Consider the following 14,176-nt stretch of genomic DNA (forward strand, 5'->3'; position numbering starts at 1 on the left):
ACATTACAGCAGGATTAAGCAAGAAACAAGCGACAATTCTTGTTGTAGTTTTCTTTATCATATCATTGGCATTTGGCGCAATTGGTGGCTTTCTTGGTGGCTTAGTCCCAAAAATGTAATATAAGATTATGTTTATCGAAACGGCTCATGTAGAGCCGTTTTTTTATCCCGCATTAACGGGCAGTAATACTCCCACCTCAAAATTCGGCGAAAGCAAAGAAGTTAGGTGGGAGATAAACTGCCCGTAAAAGCCCGATTGGTTCAACTAATAATCAGTGGGGGATGAAGAAAACCCCCACTGATTAAAGTTTCACTTTATGGCGCTGAAGGTAAATTTACTATGGAATTTTACATAATACCAGCAGAATTTTAAATACTGCATAGGTAAATTTGGAATTCTGTTAGTCTGTCATGAAATGCAGTGCAGTGAAGGGGATATCATTTTCTTATAAGGTAAAGATACCGCGGAATAACAAAGAGGTATACCTTTTAGAAGTGGGTCAAATGTGAAGCCAGTTACCTTTACGGAAACCGTAGCGCTGTATGAGAAGATGATTAAAAATCAAATGAAGAAACTGTGTATTTACCGAGATTATGAAGAGTATTATCAATGCGGGCTCATTGCACTTTGGCGGGCGTATGATAAATATGATGAGAAGAAGGGGAGTTTTCCGGCATATGCGCTTGTGACGGTGCGCGGTTATTTGTTAGCACAGTTAAAGAAGGAGCGCCGTTTTCAAGACCGTGAGACTTGTACGGAGCAGTATATTTTAGAAAGTATAAGTGGTGAAGAGAAGCGGATGGAGGTGTTTGAGTATATGAGTATGCTAGAGGAGAATGAGCGGTTTGTCTTATTTGAGCATTTCTACGGCGGAAAGAAAATGCACGAGATTGCAGATGAGTTAGGTATGACCTATCATCAAGCACGCTGGATATATAGGCAAGCACTGAAAAAAATACGGGCGCATGCAGTGGAGAAATGATAGAAAAAGGAGGCGATAGCGTATGATGCTGCCTCCCTTTTCTATATGTATGCAGAGTTTATTTTGCTTTAACAGAAAGTAACATTAAAGAGGAGGAAAAAAAAGTTCTACTGGCAGGAGTTTCATTTTATCTAGAAGATTGAGTTTCGCTAAAATATGACCAGCTTTTATCCACTGCTTCTCCATTTGATTGGGGCTAATAGGGAAAATTTGATTTTTACCGTTACGAAAGTGTATGTTTGTGTGGCGTGAATCATGACGTTCAAGTCTCTCTATGTGAGCATAAAATATCCAGGAGCATGGCCAAGATGAAGGTGACTTTGTAGGAATGGCGCAAATGTAGTGTTGGTGGTCAATAGGGATTGGGATGTTTTGTTTAAAGTGACAACATTCTTGAATGGCTAATCGTTTTCCTTCATAAGTAGAGTAGTTTCGCATAATGCAACTTTCACGAATGAGTTGTAACGGTGTTTTCACTGAAAAGATGATTCTTTGCGTTTCCAAAATTTTTGTTTGATAAACAGGATGAGCGTACGCCTCAAGTGCCATCGTTTGCGCTGAAATTTCATACCAATCAACTAAGTCAGTCAATGAAAAAGCCTCCTCATATTGTAATAGATTACATTTTCTATTATAAAAATAAAACATAAAAATAACTTAAAGAATTTGTAAATTAATGTTAAAAAATGTATTTATTTACTGTTTCCTCTCGATATTTGTGGGAGGAATACCCGGCTAGAAATTTGTAACTATTTAGGTTGTCTAATTTGCAATGCGATTCCGTATATATGAAAATAGAAAGGATAGGCGGTGAGGAAATATGAAATGGAAATATGTGCTTCTCGCTTTGGTTCTCGTGTTTTTCGTATATTTAGCAAATAGTAACCCGAGTAAAGGAGAATATACAGACTGGGCAGCAAAGCAATTTATGACACGGAATGATATTCATAAGAAGTTGACGGAAGTTGAGCAAGAAGATAAAGAAGGGCTTCTTGGTGAGTTAGCTACAATTGGAAAGAAATTAGCAAAGAACTATGTAGAGCCGCAAGTTGGTTTATTAATTGATCACTATACGGAGCGCAATGACTATATTTTCTTCTCGACATATACAACAGAGTTTAAGATAGGGAAAGAAAATTATAAATATGTTTCAGTTGGTATTTCACATATCTTTATACCAGTTGAAATGCCAAAAAAGAAAGAGGAGTAGCCCATCGGTTACTCTTCTTTCTTTTTTGCTTATATGTTAATTTTTACTTCAGAAACGCTCTTCTGGATAATGCGTGCGCCTTTTTTGCGAGCATGCTGCCCAAGTGTTAGAAAAATACCAGTCGATATAATTGTGTCCATGACGCTAGTTACTGTTTGTTCGTTTACAGGTGCAACAGGATTTTCGATTGAAAAAGTTGTTGTTTTACCATCGTCTTTTAAGAAAACGAGTTCGAGTACTTCCATTTGTTATCCCCTCCTTTTGTTATAGGTTAGATACGTCAGTTGTGCTGACAAGCTGAACTGCATCAAGCTTGTGCTGTTGTAGTGAAGCAATTGCAGCTGCAACTTCGTGTACTTTGCTTAAGTCTGCATCTGGTTTAACATTTTTAAATTGTTTGTTTTTCATGATAGCTTTTCCGTTTTTGTCTGAACCACCGTTTAGGACAAGGCGTAAGCTCATATCGGATACAATTGTTTGAATCGCCATGTTTTTCACCCCCTTTTCGTCATATATATAGGTGATAAGGTCACATTTTTGGCGTGAATTTTTTTCTTTTTTTTGATACGCTTAAAGGAAATAAAGTAAGGAGCTTTAAATATGAATCGTAAGTGGTTATTTTGGATTCCCGTTTTAGTATGGATGGGAGTCATTTTTTATTCATCTTCTCAGCCATATCAACAGCAAGATATGCGTCCTGATATTATGAAATATGTGAATGCGGAGTTTGTGAAAGAGCATTTTTCATGGGTATCCATTGATTACGGTGGGGGGACTCCTATTAGCATTGTGAACAAAGGGGTCGATGGTTTTATCGAATTTTTTATTCGTAAAGGTGCTCATTTTACTGTTTTCGGTATTCTTGGTGCGTTGTCATATTTCGCGTTATTGCGGTGCGTGTTTAATAGAAAGCAAGTTTTTTGGTTGTCTCTGCTTCTCGTCGCTATGTATGCGGGTATGGATGAGATTCATCAATCCTTCACAGGTGACCGTACACCGATGTGGCAAGATTCTGTATTAGATACGTGCGGTGGCATCACAGGTATCTTAATAAGCCGTTTCGTTTGGAAAAGAAAAAGGAGCTGAAAATAGCTCCTTTTTTATATCAACGCTTTTTGGAATATATCGGCGTTTCGATACAATATAAAGTGAAACTTCCATCAGTGAAGCTTTTCTCACTGATGGAAAGCCCACCCAATCGTGCTTTCCCAGCCTTTACTGCCCGTTAATGCGGGATAAAGACCCTCAGGCAACGTGCGACGCGACTACTTATACTCCTAATAGTTCTTTCAGCTCGTTTGTTGATAGTTCTGTAATCCAGTTTTCACTTGTAATAATCGCGTTATTGAGCGATTGTTTTCGTTCAAGCATTTCATCAATTTTTTCCTCAAGTGTTCCTGTTGTAATGAGTTTATGCACATGGACAAAGCGCTTTTGACCAATGCGATAAGCGCGGTCTGTCGCTTGGTTTTCAACGGCAGGATTCCACCAGCGGTCGTAATGAATAACATGGTTGGCTGCGGTTAAGTTAAGTCCTGTTCCGCCCGCTTTTAAAGAGAGCAGAAAAATGCCGTGTTGTCCATTTTGAAACTGTTCAATCATTTTATCGCGTTCTTTTTTCGGTACACTTCCATTTAAGAAGATGACGCGCTCTCCAAAATGTTCTTCTAGCAATGTTTGCAGCATATTTCCCATTCGAATATACTGCGTGAAAATGAGGCAGCTTTCATGCTGATCACGTATGTTTTCAACGAGTTCTAATAATGTTTCTATTTTCATGGAACGCTTAATTAAGTTTGCGGGTAGCTCTTCTTTTAAATAGAGAGCAGGATGGTTACAAATTTGTTTTAGTTTATTTAACATGAGCAAAATAAAGCCGCGGCGCTCAATACCTGTTAATCCTTCTACATTCTTTAACGTATCTTGAACGAGTTGTTCATAGAGTGATGCTTGTTCTGCCGTTAACGAGCAGTATGCTTTTTGCTCTTGTTTATCTGGTAAGTTCAAGGCAACTGACTTATCTTGCTTCGTGCGGCGCAGTAAGAACGGTGCGATTAAACGCTGCACTTGCTGAATCTTTGTTTCATCGCGATCTTTTTCAATTGGTGTCACAAAGCGGCGCTGGAACTGCAGTAAACTGCCAAGATAGCCGTGATTCAGAAAATCAAAGATAGACCATAATTCTGATAAACGGTTTTCCATCGGTGTTCCTGTTAAAGTGATTTTATGATTTGCTTGTAATTTTCGAACAGCACGCGATTGTTTTGTGTGCGGATTCTTTATATTTTGCGCTTCGTCGAGAATAATCGCATCCCAGCGCTGTGAGCTGAGCTCTTCTTCATCAAGCTGCGTGAGTGCATAGGATGTCAGAATTACATCAGCGTCTTGCACGAAATTAGACAAATCTTCTCCCTTTGTTCGGTTGCCACCGTAATGGAGTTTCACTCGTAAGCTCGGTGCAAAGCGCTCGAACTCTTTTTGCCAGTTACCGAGAACAGATGTAGGCGCCACAATAAGTGCTGGGCCTGTTTTTAGGTTGTGTTCTTTTATATATAGTAAGTAAGTAATAGTTTGGATACTTTTTCCAAGTCCCATATCATCTGCTAGTAACGCACCGAATCCTAGCTCTCGTAAATAGAGAAGCCACTCGACTCCTTGTTGTTGGTATGGTCTTAATGTTGCTTGTAAGGAAGTTGGCACTTTTATAGATGGGATCTCTCCGATGTGCAGTAATCTTTCAAACAACTTGTCATAATAATCATCGAGTTCGATTTCCATATCTGCAAATGGATTTTCTTCTTCGACTACTTCTGTTTCTGCACCACGAAGTAATCGCTGCTGTACGACATCTTTCATTTCAAGTCCGTATTTGTCTGCTTTCTTCATCAGCTTTTTCACTTCTTCGATAAATGCAGGGTCAAGTCTCATCCATTGTCCGTTTATATGAATAAGACGTCTGTTTTGTTCAATGAGCGCGAGAAATTCGGCCTCTGATAAATCGATGCCGTTTGTAGAAATACGCCAGTCAAAATCTACGAGCGTATTCATTCCAAAGAATGCCTGTCCTGCTTTTGCATTATGTTTCACTTGGACACGCAATTTTGGTTTATTTGCCTTCAAGTTTTGCCACCATGATGGCAGTAAAATATCAACACCAGCTGCTAGCAATTCATTGCTGGCTTCTGTTAAAAAGCGCCATGCTTCCGTTTCGTATAATTCACCTCGAAATATACCATCTTCCATTAACCAAGGTACGAGTTTGCCGAAACCTTCTTGCGTTTCAGTAATACGGGCTTCGTGGTTCAACCATCTTTTGGGCAGAGATCTGTCCTCTGTATATACGTATATTCGATGAGTGCCGCGCTTTGGTGTTAATATTGTTTCGAGCTGCCACGTTTCAAAATCATTCTCCGGTTCTTGGAGGCGGAGTCCAACTGTAAATGGTAGGTCATCTTCGAGATAGCCAATTTTACGCAGCCAATCGTTTTCATGAATGGCTGCTTCGATCTGTCTTTTCGTAAAGTCATAATGCTCATATAAGCGTTTTGCACTCTCCCATGCCTTTTCAGAACGAGTATGATGGCGAAGTGTTTCATTAATTGCCTCTGAAAACAGTGTTTGCATCGTTTCATCTATTACTTCTTCATGAGCAATTTTCCAAGAGGGATATTGATGCCATTGTTTTATATCTGGAAGGAAGTCTCCGGTTGTATAAGCCTCCCACATTTTTTCTGCCAATGGCGCGAGTTCGCTAATAGCTGCACTTGTTTGTAATTTTGTAAATGAATTTACTGGTTTTTTTGCGATATATTCAAATGCTTGAGTCGCGTTTAAAATGATACCGCTCCGCTGTTCATACGTTCCTTCTTGCAGAAGTGTTCCATAGAAAGAAGAGGAGTGCCATGTGAACGCATGTTGTTTCCAATTGATTAGAGGCAAACTGTTCCCTGTTTCATCTTCTGCCCAAAGAAACCAGTTTTGTTTCATTCGTTCAAGCCGAATGGTAATGTCAATTTGTGTTGTCATGGATCAACTTTCCTTTCCGCAGTTCTTCTTGTAATGCTCGTAGTCGTGAATGAGAGGTAGCAATGATCATAATGAAGGACTCCCATTCGTCTATCCGTTTGAGCTTTTTGTAAAGTGTTCTTAGTTTTTTTAAGTAGCGAACAGCTCTGCGGTAAGATTTGCGATTCTTTTCCTCAATAGCTTGCATAGCAGCATAATGATAGAGCGGAAGAGCAGCTTCCGGTGCTTCTTTTTCAACTTCTTTTAATGGTTCTTTTAACAATTCAATGGCTTCAAATCCATAAAGTAAATGAAGCTCTGTCCATGTGTGATATTGCTTTTTGGCGAGTACATATTGTTCATAGCTGGTAAAGCTATATGGTAATAATTCTTGAAGAATCATCTCATAGCCAGCTTGTTCGTTCGTATGCGTTGCATATGTTTCATACATCATCATAAATAAGCGGACAACATCTTTTACAAAGTATGAGTCGTGCTCGTCCGTTATCGTTTCTTTTACTCGCTTGTAAGTGAAGGACAGCCACCCTTTTGCCCGCTCCCACTGCATGGAACTTAATAAATCTTCAAGCCAATCAAAGTAAAGGCCAACAACTTGGGGTGGCTGTGCTCTTAGTACATTCATTGCTTCTTTATCTTTTCGCTGTAGAAAGAGAAGATGAGCAGATGCAAGTGCTTTTGATAAGGGATGCATTTTTGTTTCAATCCGCTGCTGTTCTTCCTCTATCCAAGCTGGTTCTACGAAAAGCTCTCCCCATAGATGGCGATAAATAAAAAATCGCTCCTGTGTATAAGAAGGGGCAGAGAAGAAGATCGTATGTAGCATTTCAGCAATGTTCTGCAGAAATGGCTGTAGTACATCTTGAAATGGTTCAGCTTTCAAATCTTGTACAATATTTTCTATTTTATTAACAAAGAGTTGTACGATATTGATTGGCTGATGATAAGAATAGAGCTCATCTGCTTCAAAGATTTGAATCTCCTCAAGCAGTTTTTGAAAAGAAAAGAGTGCTGCACTTAGTTTAAATAATTCATGAACTGTAACAATGCGCGGTGCTTTTCGTTCAATTTTCATATAGAACTCTGTGAAAATATTCATCAGAAAATACATTTGTTTGTATGAAAGACGTGCGTGTTCTTTAGCAAATGCATCGTACTCAGATGCAAAGTACGGAAGCCAGCTTTCATAATCTGTATCGTTAAAATTGGTCATTTGCAGCATTTGCCGTGCTGTGCGAATGGGCGGGAGCACCGGCTTCGTTTTCTTTTTAAATAAAGTTAGAATGTCTCCTACTTGTCCAAAACTTGAGGCTGCATATAGTAATACGGCGAGCATATGCTCACATTGTGTTGGTGAAAAGCAATCACAGTAACTTTCGGACACGTTTCGAATTGGAATATTTACACTATAAATATCCCCGTCATGTTCGACTGTTCCTGACAATGTATATCCATCGAAATCAACGTTATACACAAGGCCACTACGGTAAAGCTGAAGTGCATTTGATACTTGTTCTTTGTCAGTTGCTTGCTGTGGATCGAGTCCTTTTAAAAACTCATTGGCAATTTCCATAATTTCATCTTTCGTAATTGAATGTTGCAGCATAATGTTCCTCCGCGCAAAAGATTTCCTTCTTTTCTATTATAAAGTGAAACTTCCCTCAGTGGGGGTTTTGTTCTCTACCACTGAGGGTTAGTTGAACCAATCGGGCTTTTAGGGGCAGTTATTCCCCGCCTATCTTCTTCGTCTTTCCCTGAATCTTGAGGTGGGGATTACTGCCCGTTAATGCGAGTGGGGGAGTAGTTGAATTAACCAAGCTCTTATGGGCAGTTATCTCCTGATTTTCCCCTTTTCATTCCCTTAATATCTAATTGGGCAGAGAAGTAATGTAAAAAGACTATCTCTTTCATGAAGAGGTAGTCTTTTTGTGTAATATGCTTTGCACATAAGAATCTTGCAAAATCATTTCGATTAAAGGAATCGTTTTATTTTTGAAGTAATGGCCAGTGTCGATTGGAAATGGCTTTTGGCTGCCAGGCTTGATGCCGTATTGTATGATTTTGTATTCTACGTCCTCGCCACGCTGTAAAATGATGAGTCTATACCGATTATCGTCATGTTCTAATGAAAAATCAATTGCAGTCGCATCGTATGTAACGGTATCTTTATATACATACGGAGCTGGTGTACCAATCCAGTCAACGTTTGCGTTTATATTCATATGAATGCCTCCTTTCTTCTATTATAAGAAAAATAAGAGCCAGCTCTCAACTGATGAGAGCTGGCTCGTTTTTTTAGTAACAATAGCAATTAGTCTAAAATTTTCACTTTTACAGTTTTACGTCCCCATTTGTTTGCAGCGCTGTCAGAGCCTACTAGGACGTCGATACGATTTCCTTTAATTGCACCGCCAGTATCACCAGCAACTGCTTCACCGTATCCTTCTACCCAAATTTTTGATCCAAGTGGAATTACTTTCGGGTCAACAGCAACCATTTTCATACCTGGATTTGCTGTTAGGTCATGACCCATTGCAGTTAATACACGACCGCCATGTGTGCCGCCATTTTCGCTTGGATGAGCTGTGTAAGCAGTTGCCACAACTGTTAATTCACGGCCATTAGCTTTCGCAGCTTTTGTTTCTGTAGCAGTCTGCGTTTCTTGAGCTTGAGCCGGTTGAGCTTTTGCTGGAGCAGGTGCTTGTTCTTGAGCTTTTACAACAGGTGCATCACCTGTTACATAAGGAACATTTACATAAGCTGTTTTTCCGTTATATTCAAATTGTAACCAATCGTTTTGAACTTGATGTGTTGTTTCGATCACATCATCTTTTTTTAATGTCCCCAGAATTTCTGAGTTTGTGTTTGCATCAGCGCGTACATTTAATACGTTTGCTGTTACATAATAGATGTTTTTCGTAAATTCTGAGCTTACGAATCCTTCTTTACCATTTAGGTTTACTTTTAGCCAACCGTTTTCTGTATTCTTAACATCTAATTTATGACCATCTAATACTTTGCCTACAACTTTTGATTCAATATTTGGGTTTTCTCGTACGTTTAGTACGTCTGTTTTAACAACTGTTTCCGCTTGTGCAGAAGAAGTGAAAATCCCAAGACCAAAAACTGCTACTGTTGCTATACCAAGTAATTTTTTCATGAATAGCCTCCAATGCTTTTGTTTTCGTGTTCTCATTATAGCAACTGATTTTTTGCGAAAATGGGAAATCACACAATTACAAACCATTCGTAACAGTTCATTAATAATCTGTAATATAAAAAGAAACATAAAAAAAATGCTTTTTTCTTATGTTTTAAGAGATTCTATTACATGTTTAAAGATTGGAAAAGCGAAATAAGATATTGCAAAGCAGTTAATCGTATTTCACTCACATTACAAGGTTATTATGGAAGTGTTGCATAAATAGAGGATTTTATTAATTTATAAGCAATATAGTTATAAAATTATAATGAATTTGTGTTGTTTTTCACAATTTATAGCCCGATTTTAAGAAAAATCATCATTTAATTGTTACAAAAAAAGAAGGTGTCATAGAACAAATTTGGCTTGTTTCATTTCTGTAATAGTATGTAAATGAGATGATTGAAGGGCTTGGTTAGTAATATTTCTCAATATATGTGAGTAGATAAATGTCTTTGTAAAATATCATTTATGATTGCAAGCGAGAAGGCAGATAGAACGAATTGGAAGCATCGTTAGGCATGGGATGCTTAATTTTGCATGATATTGACAAAAAAGTGTCGAAAATGTGTTGTCACTTCTTTCTATATGTGCTATATTATTTCCTGTAAGCGATTTCAATTTAAGTTTCATGGCAATCAAGGGGAGGACATCAAGAATAATGAAACGTTACGAACGAAAGTGGAAACATATTTGTTTAAAGCGTGCTACACAACGAGCGGTACATGAAAACGCAGAGCAGAAAATAGAGAAAACTACAGAAGAGCGAGAAAAGCAACTTGTCTCGCAAAAGTAGCATCCACTTTTTTTCGTATATATTATAAGAAAGTATTACGTTCATTGGGGGATGGGCGTGAAGTAACTTTCAACTAAGGGGTATTAGTTCGATATATAAGTTTTACGGCTAAAAATAAGCGCAGAGCATACGGCAGCTCTGCGCTTATTTTTTAACTTTTCCTATATATAAGTTAAAAAACGACATAAAAACCCCCTTTCTTTTTAGGGGAGGATGAGAGCATCTGGCCGTGTATAGAAACTCCTGCTACATGCGAGGTTAAAACAAAGGAAGCAAGCAAGTAGCGGTTATGTTGTATTCTACATAGCAGCAATTTATATGTCGAAAAATTAAAATGGATATAGATAAGAATCAAGTGTAGATAAAAAATCCCTCTTAAGTTAAAAATGAACTTAAGAGGGACTTATTGATTTATTAAAACATCATACCTGCTACAGCAGCGTTTAAGAAGTTTGCTAATGTACCTGCAATTACCGCTTTAATTCCCAATTGCGCAATTTGTTGACGGCGTGAAGGAGCAAGTGTACCTGTCACACCTAATTGAATCGCAATAGATGAGAAGTTTGCGAATCCGCAAATTGCAAACGCTAAAATAATGTTTGTTTTATCAGAAAGCTCTGCCATATGCTTAGCTAAGTTTCCGTATGCAACGAATTCATTTACTGCAAGCTTTTGTCCGATATAGCCAGCAGCTTGAATCGCTTCATGAGGTGGAACCCCGATTAGTATAGCGAATGGAGAAAGAATGTAACCAAAAATTAAGTCAAGGCTTAATTTGATATCAAACCAAGAACCGATCCATCCTAGTAAACCGTTTAATACAGCGATTAATGCGATAAACGCCATAAGCATTGCTGCAACGTTAATAACAAGTTGCATCCCTTCAGATGCACCGCGTGCTGCTGCGTCAATAACGTTTGCATCTGTACGCTCTGTAGAAAGCTCTACGTCGTTATTTACTTCTTCTGTTTCAGGCATCATTAATTTTGCGATTAGTAAGCTTGAAGGTGCAGCCATAATAGCAGCTGCAAGTAAGTGTTCAAGTGGAATTCCCATTGCCGCATAACCAACAAGAACCGATCCGGCAACAGCTGTCATACCGCTCACCATAATAGCGAAGAATTCACTATTTGTTACGCGATCTAAGTAAGGTTTAATTAAAATCGGTGCTTCCGATTGTCCTAAGAAAACAGTTGTAACAGCATTTAAGCTTTCTGTTTTTGAAGTTCCAAGTAGTTTGCTTAACCCGCCGCCAATAATTGTAATAAACCATTGCATAATACCAAAATAATATAATACGGCTACGAGTGAACTAATAAATACAATTGGAAGTAATGCTTGAATAATAAAGACGAAGCCCCAAGGCCCTTTTGGGTTAGCTAAACCACCAACAATGAATCCAATTCCCTCATACGAGAAATTAATAAGAGTTTGTACGCCGTCAGCAGCATGCTTTAAAGCTGCTTTTCCTGCATCCCATCTTAAGACGATGAAGGAGAAAGTAATTTGAAGTGCAAGCGCAATTGAAATTGTGCGCCAATTAATAGCTTTGCGATTGGAAGACAGTAAAACTGCAATTACCAAAATTCCAAGCACGCCGCCAATTCCCCATAAAACATTCATGCTTGTAAATCTCCTCTCTGAATTATCGAAACATTACAAATAGTAGAATTGCTCCGTTTCTCTGAAAACATTATCTTATGTAACTTATCACACCAGACATCAGAGGTCAAACGTCTGCGGAAAAGTCAGAATAGGAAAACAATAATTGGAGTAAACACATATACGATGAACAATCGAGGTATAAATCCACTTTGCTTTTTCAACATATAAGTTGCTGCTATGCAGAAGTAATTTGCACTCGCTTTCCTCCTTTGTTTTAACTCGTGCCAGGAAAACCATCTAAAAGGAAAAGGGTTTTATATCAGTTTTTCCGTTTGTACTTATATATATACTGATTTTTATTTTTCATCATCTGAATCGCTGCCGCGCAGAACAAAACAGGATCTGCACTCGCTGTCTCTCTGTGTTTTAGCCCGTGCCCGTGGCAGGAAAAGGCCCTGACCGCTTCTATGCATGGCCAGATGCTCTTGTCCATCTAAAAAAGAGGGTTTTTTCCATTTGTATATAACAAAAGAGCCTTCTAGTAATCTAGAAGGCTCTGAAACTATTAATTAATAAGGCTTAGAATATCCTAAGAAATGGCTGCTCCAATATGAGTTATTTAATGATGCTACTTTAACTCCATTGTCCCCAGCTTGAATAAATCTGCCGCCGCCAAGGTAAATACCCATATGAGATGGACCAGATTTATATGTATTTTTGAAGTAAATCAAATCGCCTGGCTGTGGGTTAGATGTATGTTGGAAGCTACTCCAATATCCAGCCACGCTTTGACGACTGATTGAATAACCAAACTTTTTATATACGTGATAAATGTAACCACTGCAGTCAACACCGTTTGCAGAAGTGCCGCCCCATACATATGGAACACCTTCCATTGATTGTGCGTATGCAAGTAGTGATGAAGTATCACGAGAGTTATTGCTTGTATTGTTATTATTGTTGTTGTCAGATGGTTTATTATTTTGTGCACCATTTACAAGCGTTTTAGATAAGAAGCGAGTTCCTACATAGCCAGTGCGGCCGTTATAGTTAATTTTGCTCCAACCGTATTCGTCTGCAAGTACTTGTACTTTTTGTCCTTGCGGCAACGCGCCGATTACACTGTAGTCCATCCCAGCGCCGCCACGTACATTTAGTGCGCTTGCATTAACGTAATATTCTCCGCTTCCTTGAGATGAAGTTCCGTTGTTATTGTTGTTATCAGATGGTTTATTATTTTGTGCACCATTTACAGGTGTTTTAGATAAGAAGCGAGTTCCTACATAGCTAGTACGACCGTTATAGTTAATTTTGCTCCAACCGTATTCGTCTGCAAGTACTTGCACTTTTTGTCCTTGCGGCAATGCACCGATTACATCGTAGTTCATCCCAGCGCCGCCGCGTACATTTAGTGCACTTACATTGACGTAATATTCTCCGCTTCCTTGAGATGAAGTTCCGTTGTTATTGTTGTTGTTTGCTGGCGGATTAGATGTAGAAGTACCGCCTTTTACAAATTTCACAAATTCGCTGCTAACATAACCTGTATTTCCGTTGTGCTTTACTTTGAACCAACCATTTTCAGCGCCAATAACGTTTAATGTTTGTCCGTTTAATACGCCGCCAATGATACTATGGTATGTAGCTGGGCCTGTACGAACACGTAAAGATGTAGCGTTTACAACATAAGTACCGCCTGTTTGAACTGTAACATTGTTGTTATTTTGTACAACGTTTGTATTAGAACCGCCTTTTGTTACATAGTCTTTGCTAACATAAGCGTTTTGTCCACCGTAGTTAATTTTGAACCAATCCTGTACTTCACCAATGACTTGTACAACTTGTCCTTTATGTATAGAGCCTAATTGTGTGTGTGACGTGCTAGGGCCTGTACGAACACGAAGGGAAGATACATTTACTGTATAGTTTCCACTTGCTTCTTTAACAGTTGAATTGCCTTGTGATTGAGAGCCTGTATTTACAAATTCGCCGCTAACGTAGCCGATTTTTCCATTATAGCTAATTTTGTACCAGCCGTTTTCTTGGCCAATTACGTTTAGTGTTTGTCCTTCATATACACGAGACGCAATGTCATAAGAGGTGCTAGGACCTGTACGAACGTGTAAAACGTCTGCATTTACTGTGAATTTGGCATTACTTTTTGGAGCTGCTTTAGCTGTTTGCGTTGTAGGTTGTTGTGCATTTTGGTCAGGAGGTGCTGCTTGAGCTGTTCCCATTGCTGGGACTGCTGCACCTGCTACAGACACTGCTGCGAGACCAGCAAGATATTTTTTCATAGTTTGTCGATTCCTTTCTGTCTGTGGTTTAGGTGATGAAAAAATTACCAACTATAAAAA

General features: G+C 38.7%; 13 protein-coding genes. 4 read left to right on the plus strand and 9 right to left on the minus strand.

The window, feature by feature from the left end; genetic code table 11:
* Positions 1-506: 506 nt before the first annotated feature.
* Positions 507-983 (plus strand): sigma-70 family RNA polymerase sigma factor, encoded by a 477-nt coding sequence (locus BM350_RS23755; RefSeq protein ID WP_090918078.1) that lies wholly within the window; start codon positions 507-509, stop codon positions 981-983.
* A gap of 84 nt (positions 984-1,067) precedes the next feature.
* On the opposite strand, the gene BM350_RS23760 is transcribed toward BM350_RS23755, so the two are convergent.
* Positions 1,068-1,574, minus strand: coding sequence for a competence protein ComK (locus BM350_RS23760; RefSeq protein ID WP_170857763.1), 507 nt, complete (start codon positions 1,572-1,574; stop codon positions 1,068-1,070).
* Positions 1,575-1,803: 229 nt separating this feature from the next.
* Here BM350_RS23760 and BM350_RS23765 point away from each other — a divergent pair, with 229 nt between their 5' ends.
* Positions 1,804-2,193 (plus strand): DUF4359 domain-containing protein, encoded by a 390-nt coding sequence (locus BM350_RS23765; RefSeq protein WP_090918074.1) that lies wholly within the window; start codon positions 1,804-1,806, stop codon positions 2,191-2,193.
* Positions 2,194-2,222: 29 nt separating this feature from the next.
* Here BM350_RS23765 and BM350_RS23770 read toward each other — a convergent pair whose 3' ends face one another.
* A complete protein-coding gene (locus BM350_RS23770) occupies positions 2,223-2,438 on the minus strand; it encodes a DUF2922 domain-containing protein (protein WP_090918073.1) in 216 nt (71 codons plus the stop codon).
* 19 nt (positions 2,439-2,457) lie between these two features.
* A complete protein-coding gene (locus BM350_RS23775) occupies positions 2,458-2,682 on the minus strand; it encodes a DUF1659 domain-containing protein (RefSeq protein ID WP_090918071.1) in 225 nt (74 codons plus the stop codon).
* 111 nt (positions 2,683-2,793) lie between these two features.
* Between BM350_RS23775 and BM350_RS23780 the strand changes: the two genes are divergently transcribed.
* Positions 2,794-3,279 (plus strand): VanZ family protein, encoded by a 486-nt coding sequence (locus BM350_RS23780; protein WP_090918069.1) that lies wholly within the window; start codon positions 2,794-2,796, stop codon positions 3,277-3,279.
* Between the two features lie 183 nt (positions 3,280-3,462).
* Here the strand turns inward: BM350_RS23780 and BM350_RS23785 are convergent, their stop codons facing one another.
* The 4 genes from BM350_RS23785 to BM350_RS23800 all read right to left on the minus strand — a co-directional run bounded on the left by BM350_RS23785 (position 3,463) and on the right by BM350_RS23800 (position 9,376).
* Positions 3,463-6,219, minus strand: a complete 2,757-nt coding sequence (locus BM350_RS23785; protein WP_090918067.1) for a DEAD/DEAH box helicase — start codon at positions 6,217-6,219, stop codon at positions 3,463-3,465.
* Positions 6,203-7,822, minus strand: coding sequence for an SWIM zinc finger family protein (locus BM350_RS23790; protein ID WP_090918065.1), 1,620 nt, complete (start codon positions 7,820-7,822; stop codon positions 6,203-6,205). Before BM350_RS23790 ends, BM350_RS23785 begins: the two co-directional genes overlap by 17 nt.
* Positions 7,823-8,123: 301 nt before the next feature.
* A complete protein-coding gene (locus tag BM350_RS23795; protein WP_090918063.1) occupies positions 8,124-8,438 on the minus strand; it encodes a DUF3910 family protein in 315 nt (104 codons plus the stop codon).
* Between the two features lie 89 nt (positions 8,439-8,527).
* Positions 8,528-9,376 carry a 3D domain-containing protein gene (locus tag BM350_RS23800; RefSeq protein ID WP_090918061.1) on the minus strand — a complete coding sequence of 283 codons (849 nt, stop codon included), beginning with the start codon at positions 9,374-9,376 and terminating at the stop codon, positions 8,528-8,530.
* A 703-nt stretch (positions 9,377-10,079) separates the two neighbouring features.
* Here BM350_RS23800 and BM350_RS27925 point away from each other — a divergent pair.
* A complete protein-coding gene (locus BM350_RS27925; RefSeq protein WP_090918060.1) occupies positions 10,080-10,214 on the plus strand; it encodes a hypothetical protein in 135 nt (44 codons plus the stop codon).
* 414 nt (positions 10,215-10,628) lie between these two features.
* Here the strand turns inward: BM350_RS27925 and BM350_RS23810 are convergent, their stop codons facing one another.
* Both BM350_RS23810 and BM350_RS23815 read right to left on the minus strand, forming a co-directional pair.
* The gene (locus BM350_RS23810) at positions 10,629-11,837 is read right to left on the minus strand and encodes a NupC/NupG family nucleoside CNT transporter (protein WP_090918058.1); all 1,209 of its coding nucleotides are present in this window, start codon (positions 11,835-11,837) and stop codon (positions 10,629-10,631) included.
* 551 nt (positions 11,838-12,388) lie between these two features.
* Positions 12,389-14,116, minus strand: coding sequence for a C40 family peptidase (locus tag BM350_RS23815; protein WP_090918056.1), 1,728 nt, complete (start codon positions 14,114-14,116; stop codon positions 12,389-12,391).
* Positions 14,117-14,176 lie beyond the last annotated feature (60 nt).

Source organism: Bacillus sp. 103mf, from assembly GCF_900116295.1.
In the GTDB taxonomy this organism is placed as follows: Bacteria; Bacillota; Bacilli; order Bacillales; family Bacillaceae_G; genus Bacillus_A; species Bacillus_A bruguierae.

Coding starts and splice junctions, on each gene's coding strand:
- BM350_RS23780 (WP_090918069.1), top strand. CDS start 2,794: ATGAATCGTAAGTGGTTATTTTGGATTCCCGTTTTAGTATGGATGGGA.
- BM350_RS27925 (WP_090918060.1), top strand. CDS start 10,080: ATGAAACGTTACGAACGAAAGTGGAAACATATTTGTTTAAAGCGTGCT.
- BM350_RS23765 (WP_090918074.1), top strand. CDS start 1,804: ATGAAATGGAAATATGTGCTTCTCGCTTTGGTTCTCGTGTTTTTCGTA.
- BM350_RS23770 (WP_090918073.1), bottom strand. CDS start 2,438: ATGGAAGTACTCGAACTCGTTTTCTTAAAAGACGATGGTAAAACAACA.
- BM350_RS23810 (WP_090918058.1), bottom strand. CDS start 11,837: ATGAATGTTTTATGGGGAATTGGCGGCGTGCTTGGAATTTTGGTAATT.
- BM350_RS23785 (WP_090918067.1), bottom strand. CDS start 6,219: ATGACAACACAAATTGACATTACCATTCGGCTTGAACGAATGAAACAA.
- BM350_RS23795 (WP_090918063.1), bottom strand. CDS start 8,438: ATGAATATAAACGCAAACGTTGACTGGATTGGTACACCAGCTCCGTAT.
- BM350_RS23775 (WP_090918071.1), bottom strand. CDS start 2,682: ATGGCGATTCAAACAATTGTATCCGATATGAGCTTACGCCTTGTCCTA.
- BM350_RS23790 (WP_090918065.1), bottom strand. CDS start 7,822: ATGCTGCAACATTCAATTACGAAAGATGAAATTATGGAAATTGCCAAT.
- BM350_RS23800 (WP_090918061.1), bottom strand. CDS start 9,376: ATGAAAAAATTACTTGGTATAGCAACAGTAGCAGTTTTTGGTCTTGGG.
- BM350_RS23815 (WP_090918056.1), bottom strand. CDS start 14,116: ATGAAAAAATATCTTGCTGGTCTCGCAGCAGTGTCTGTAGCAGGTGCA.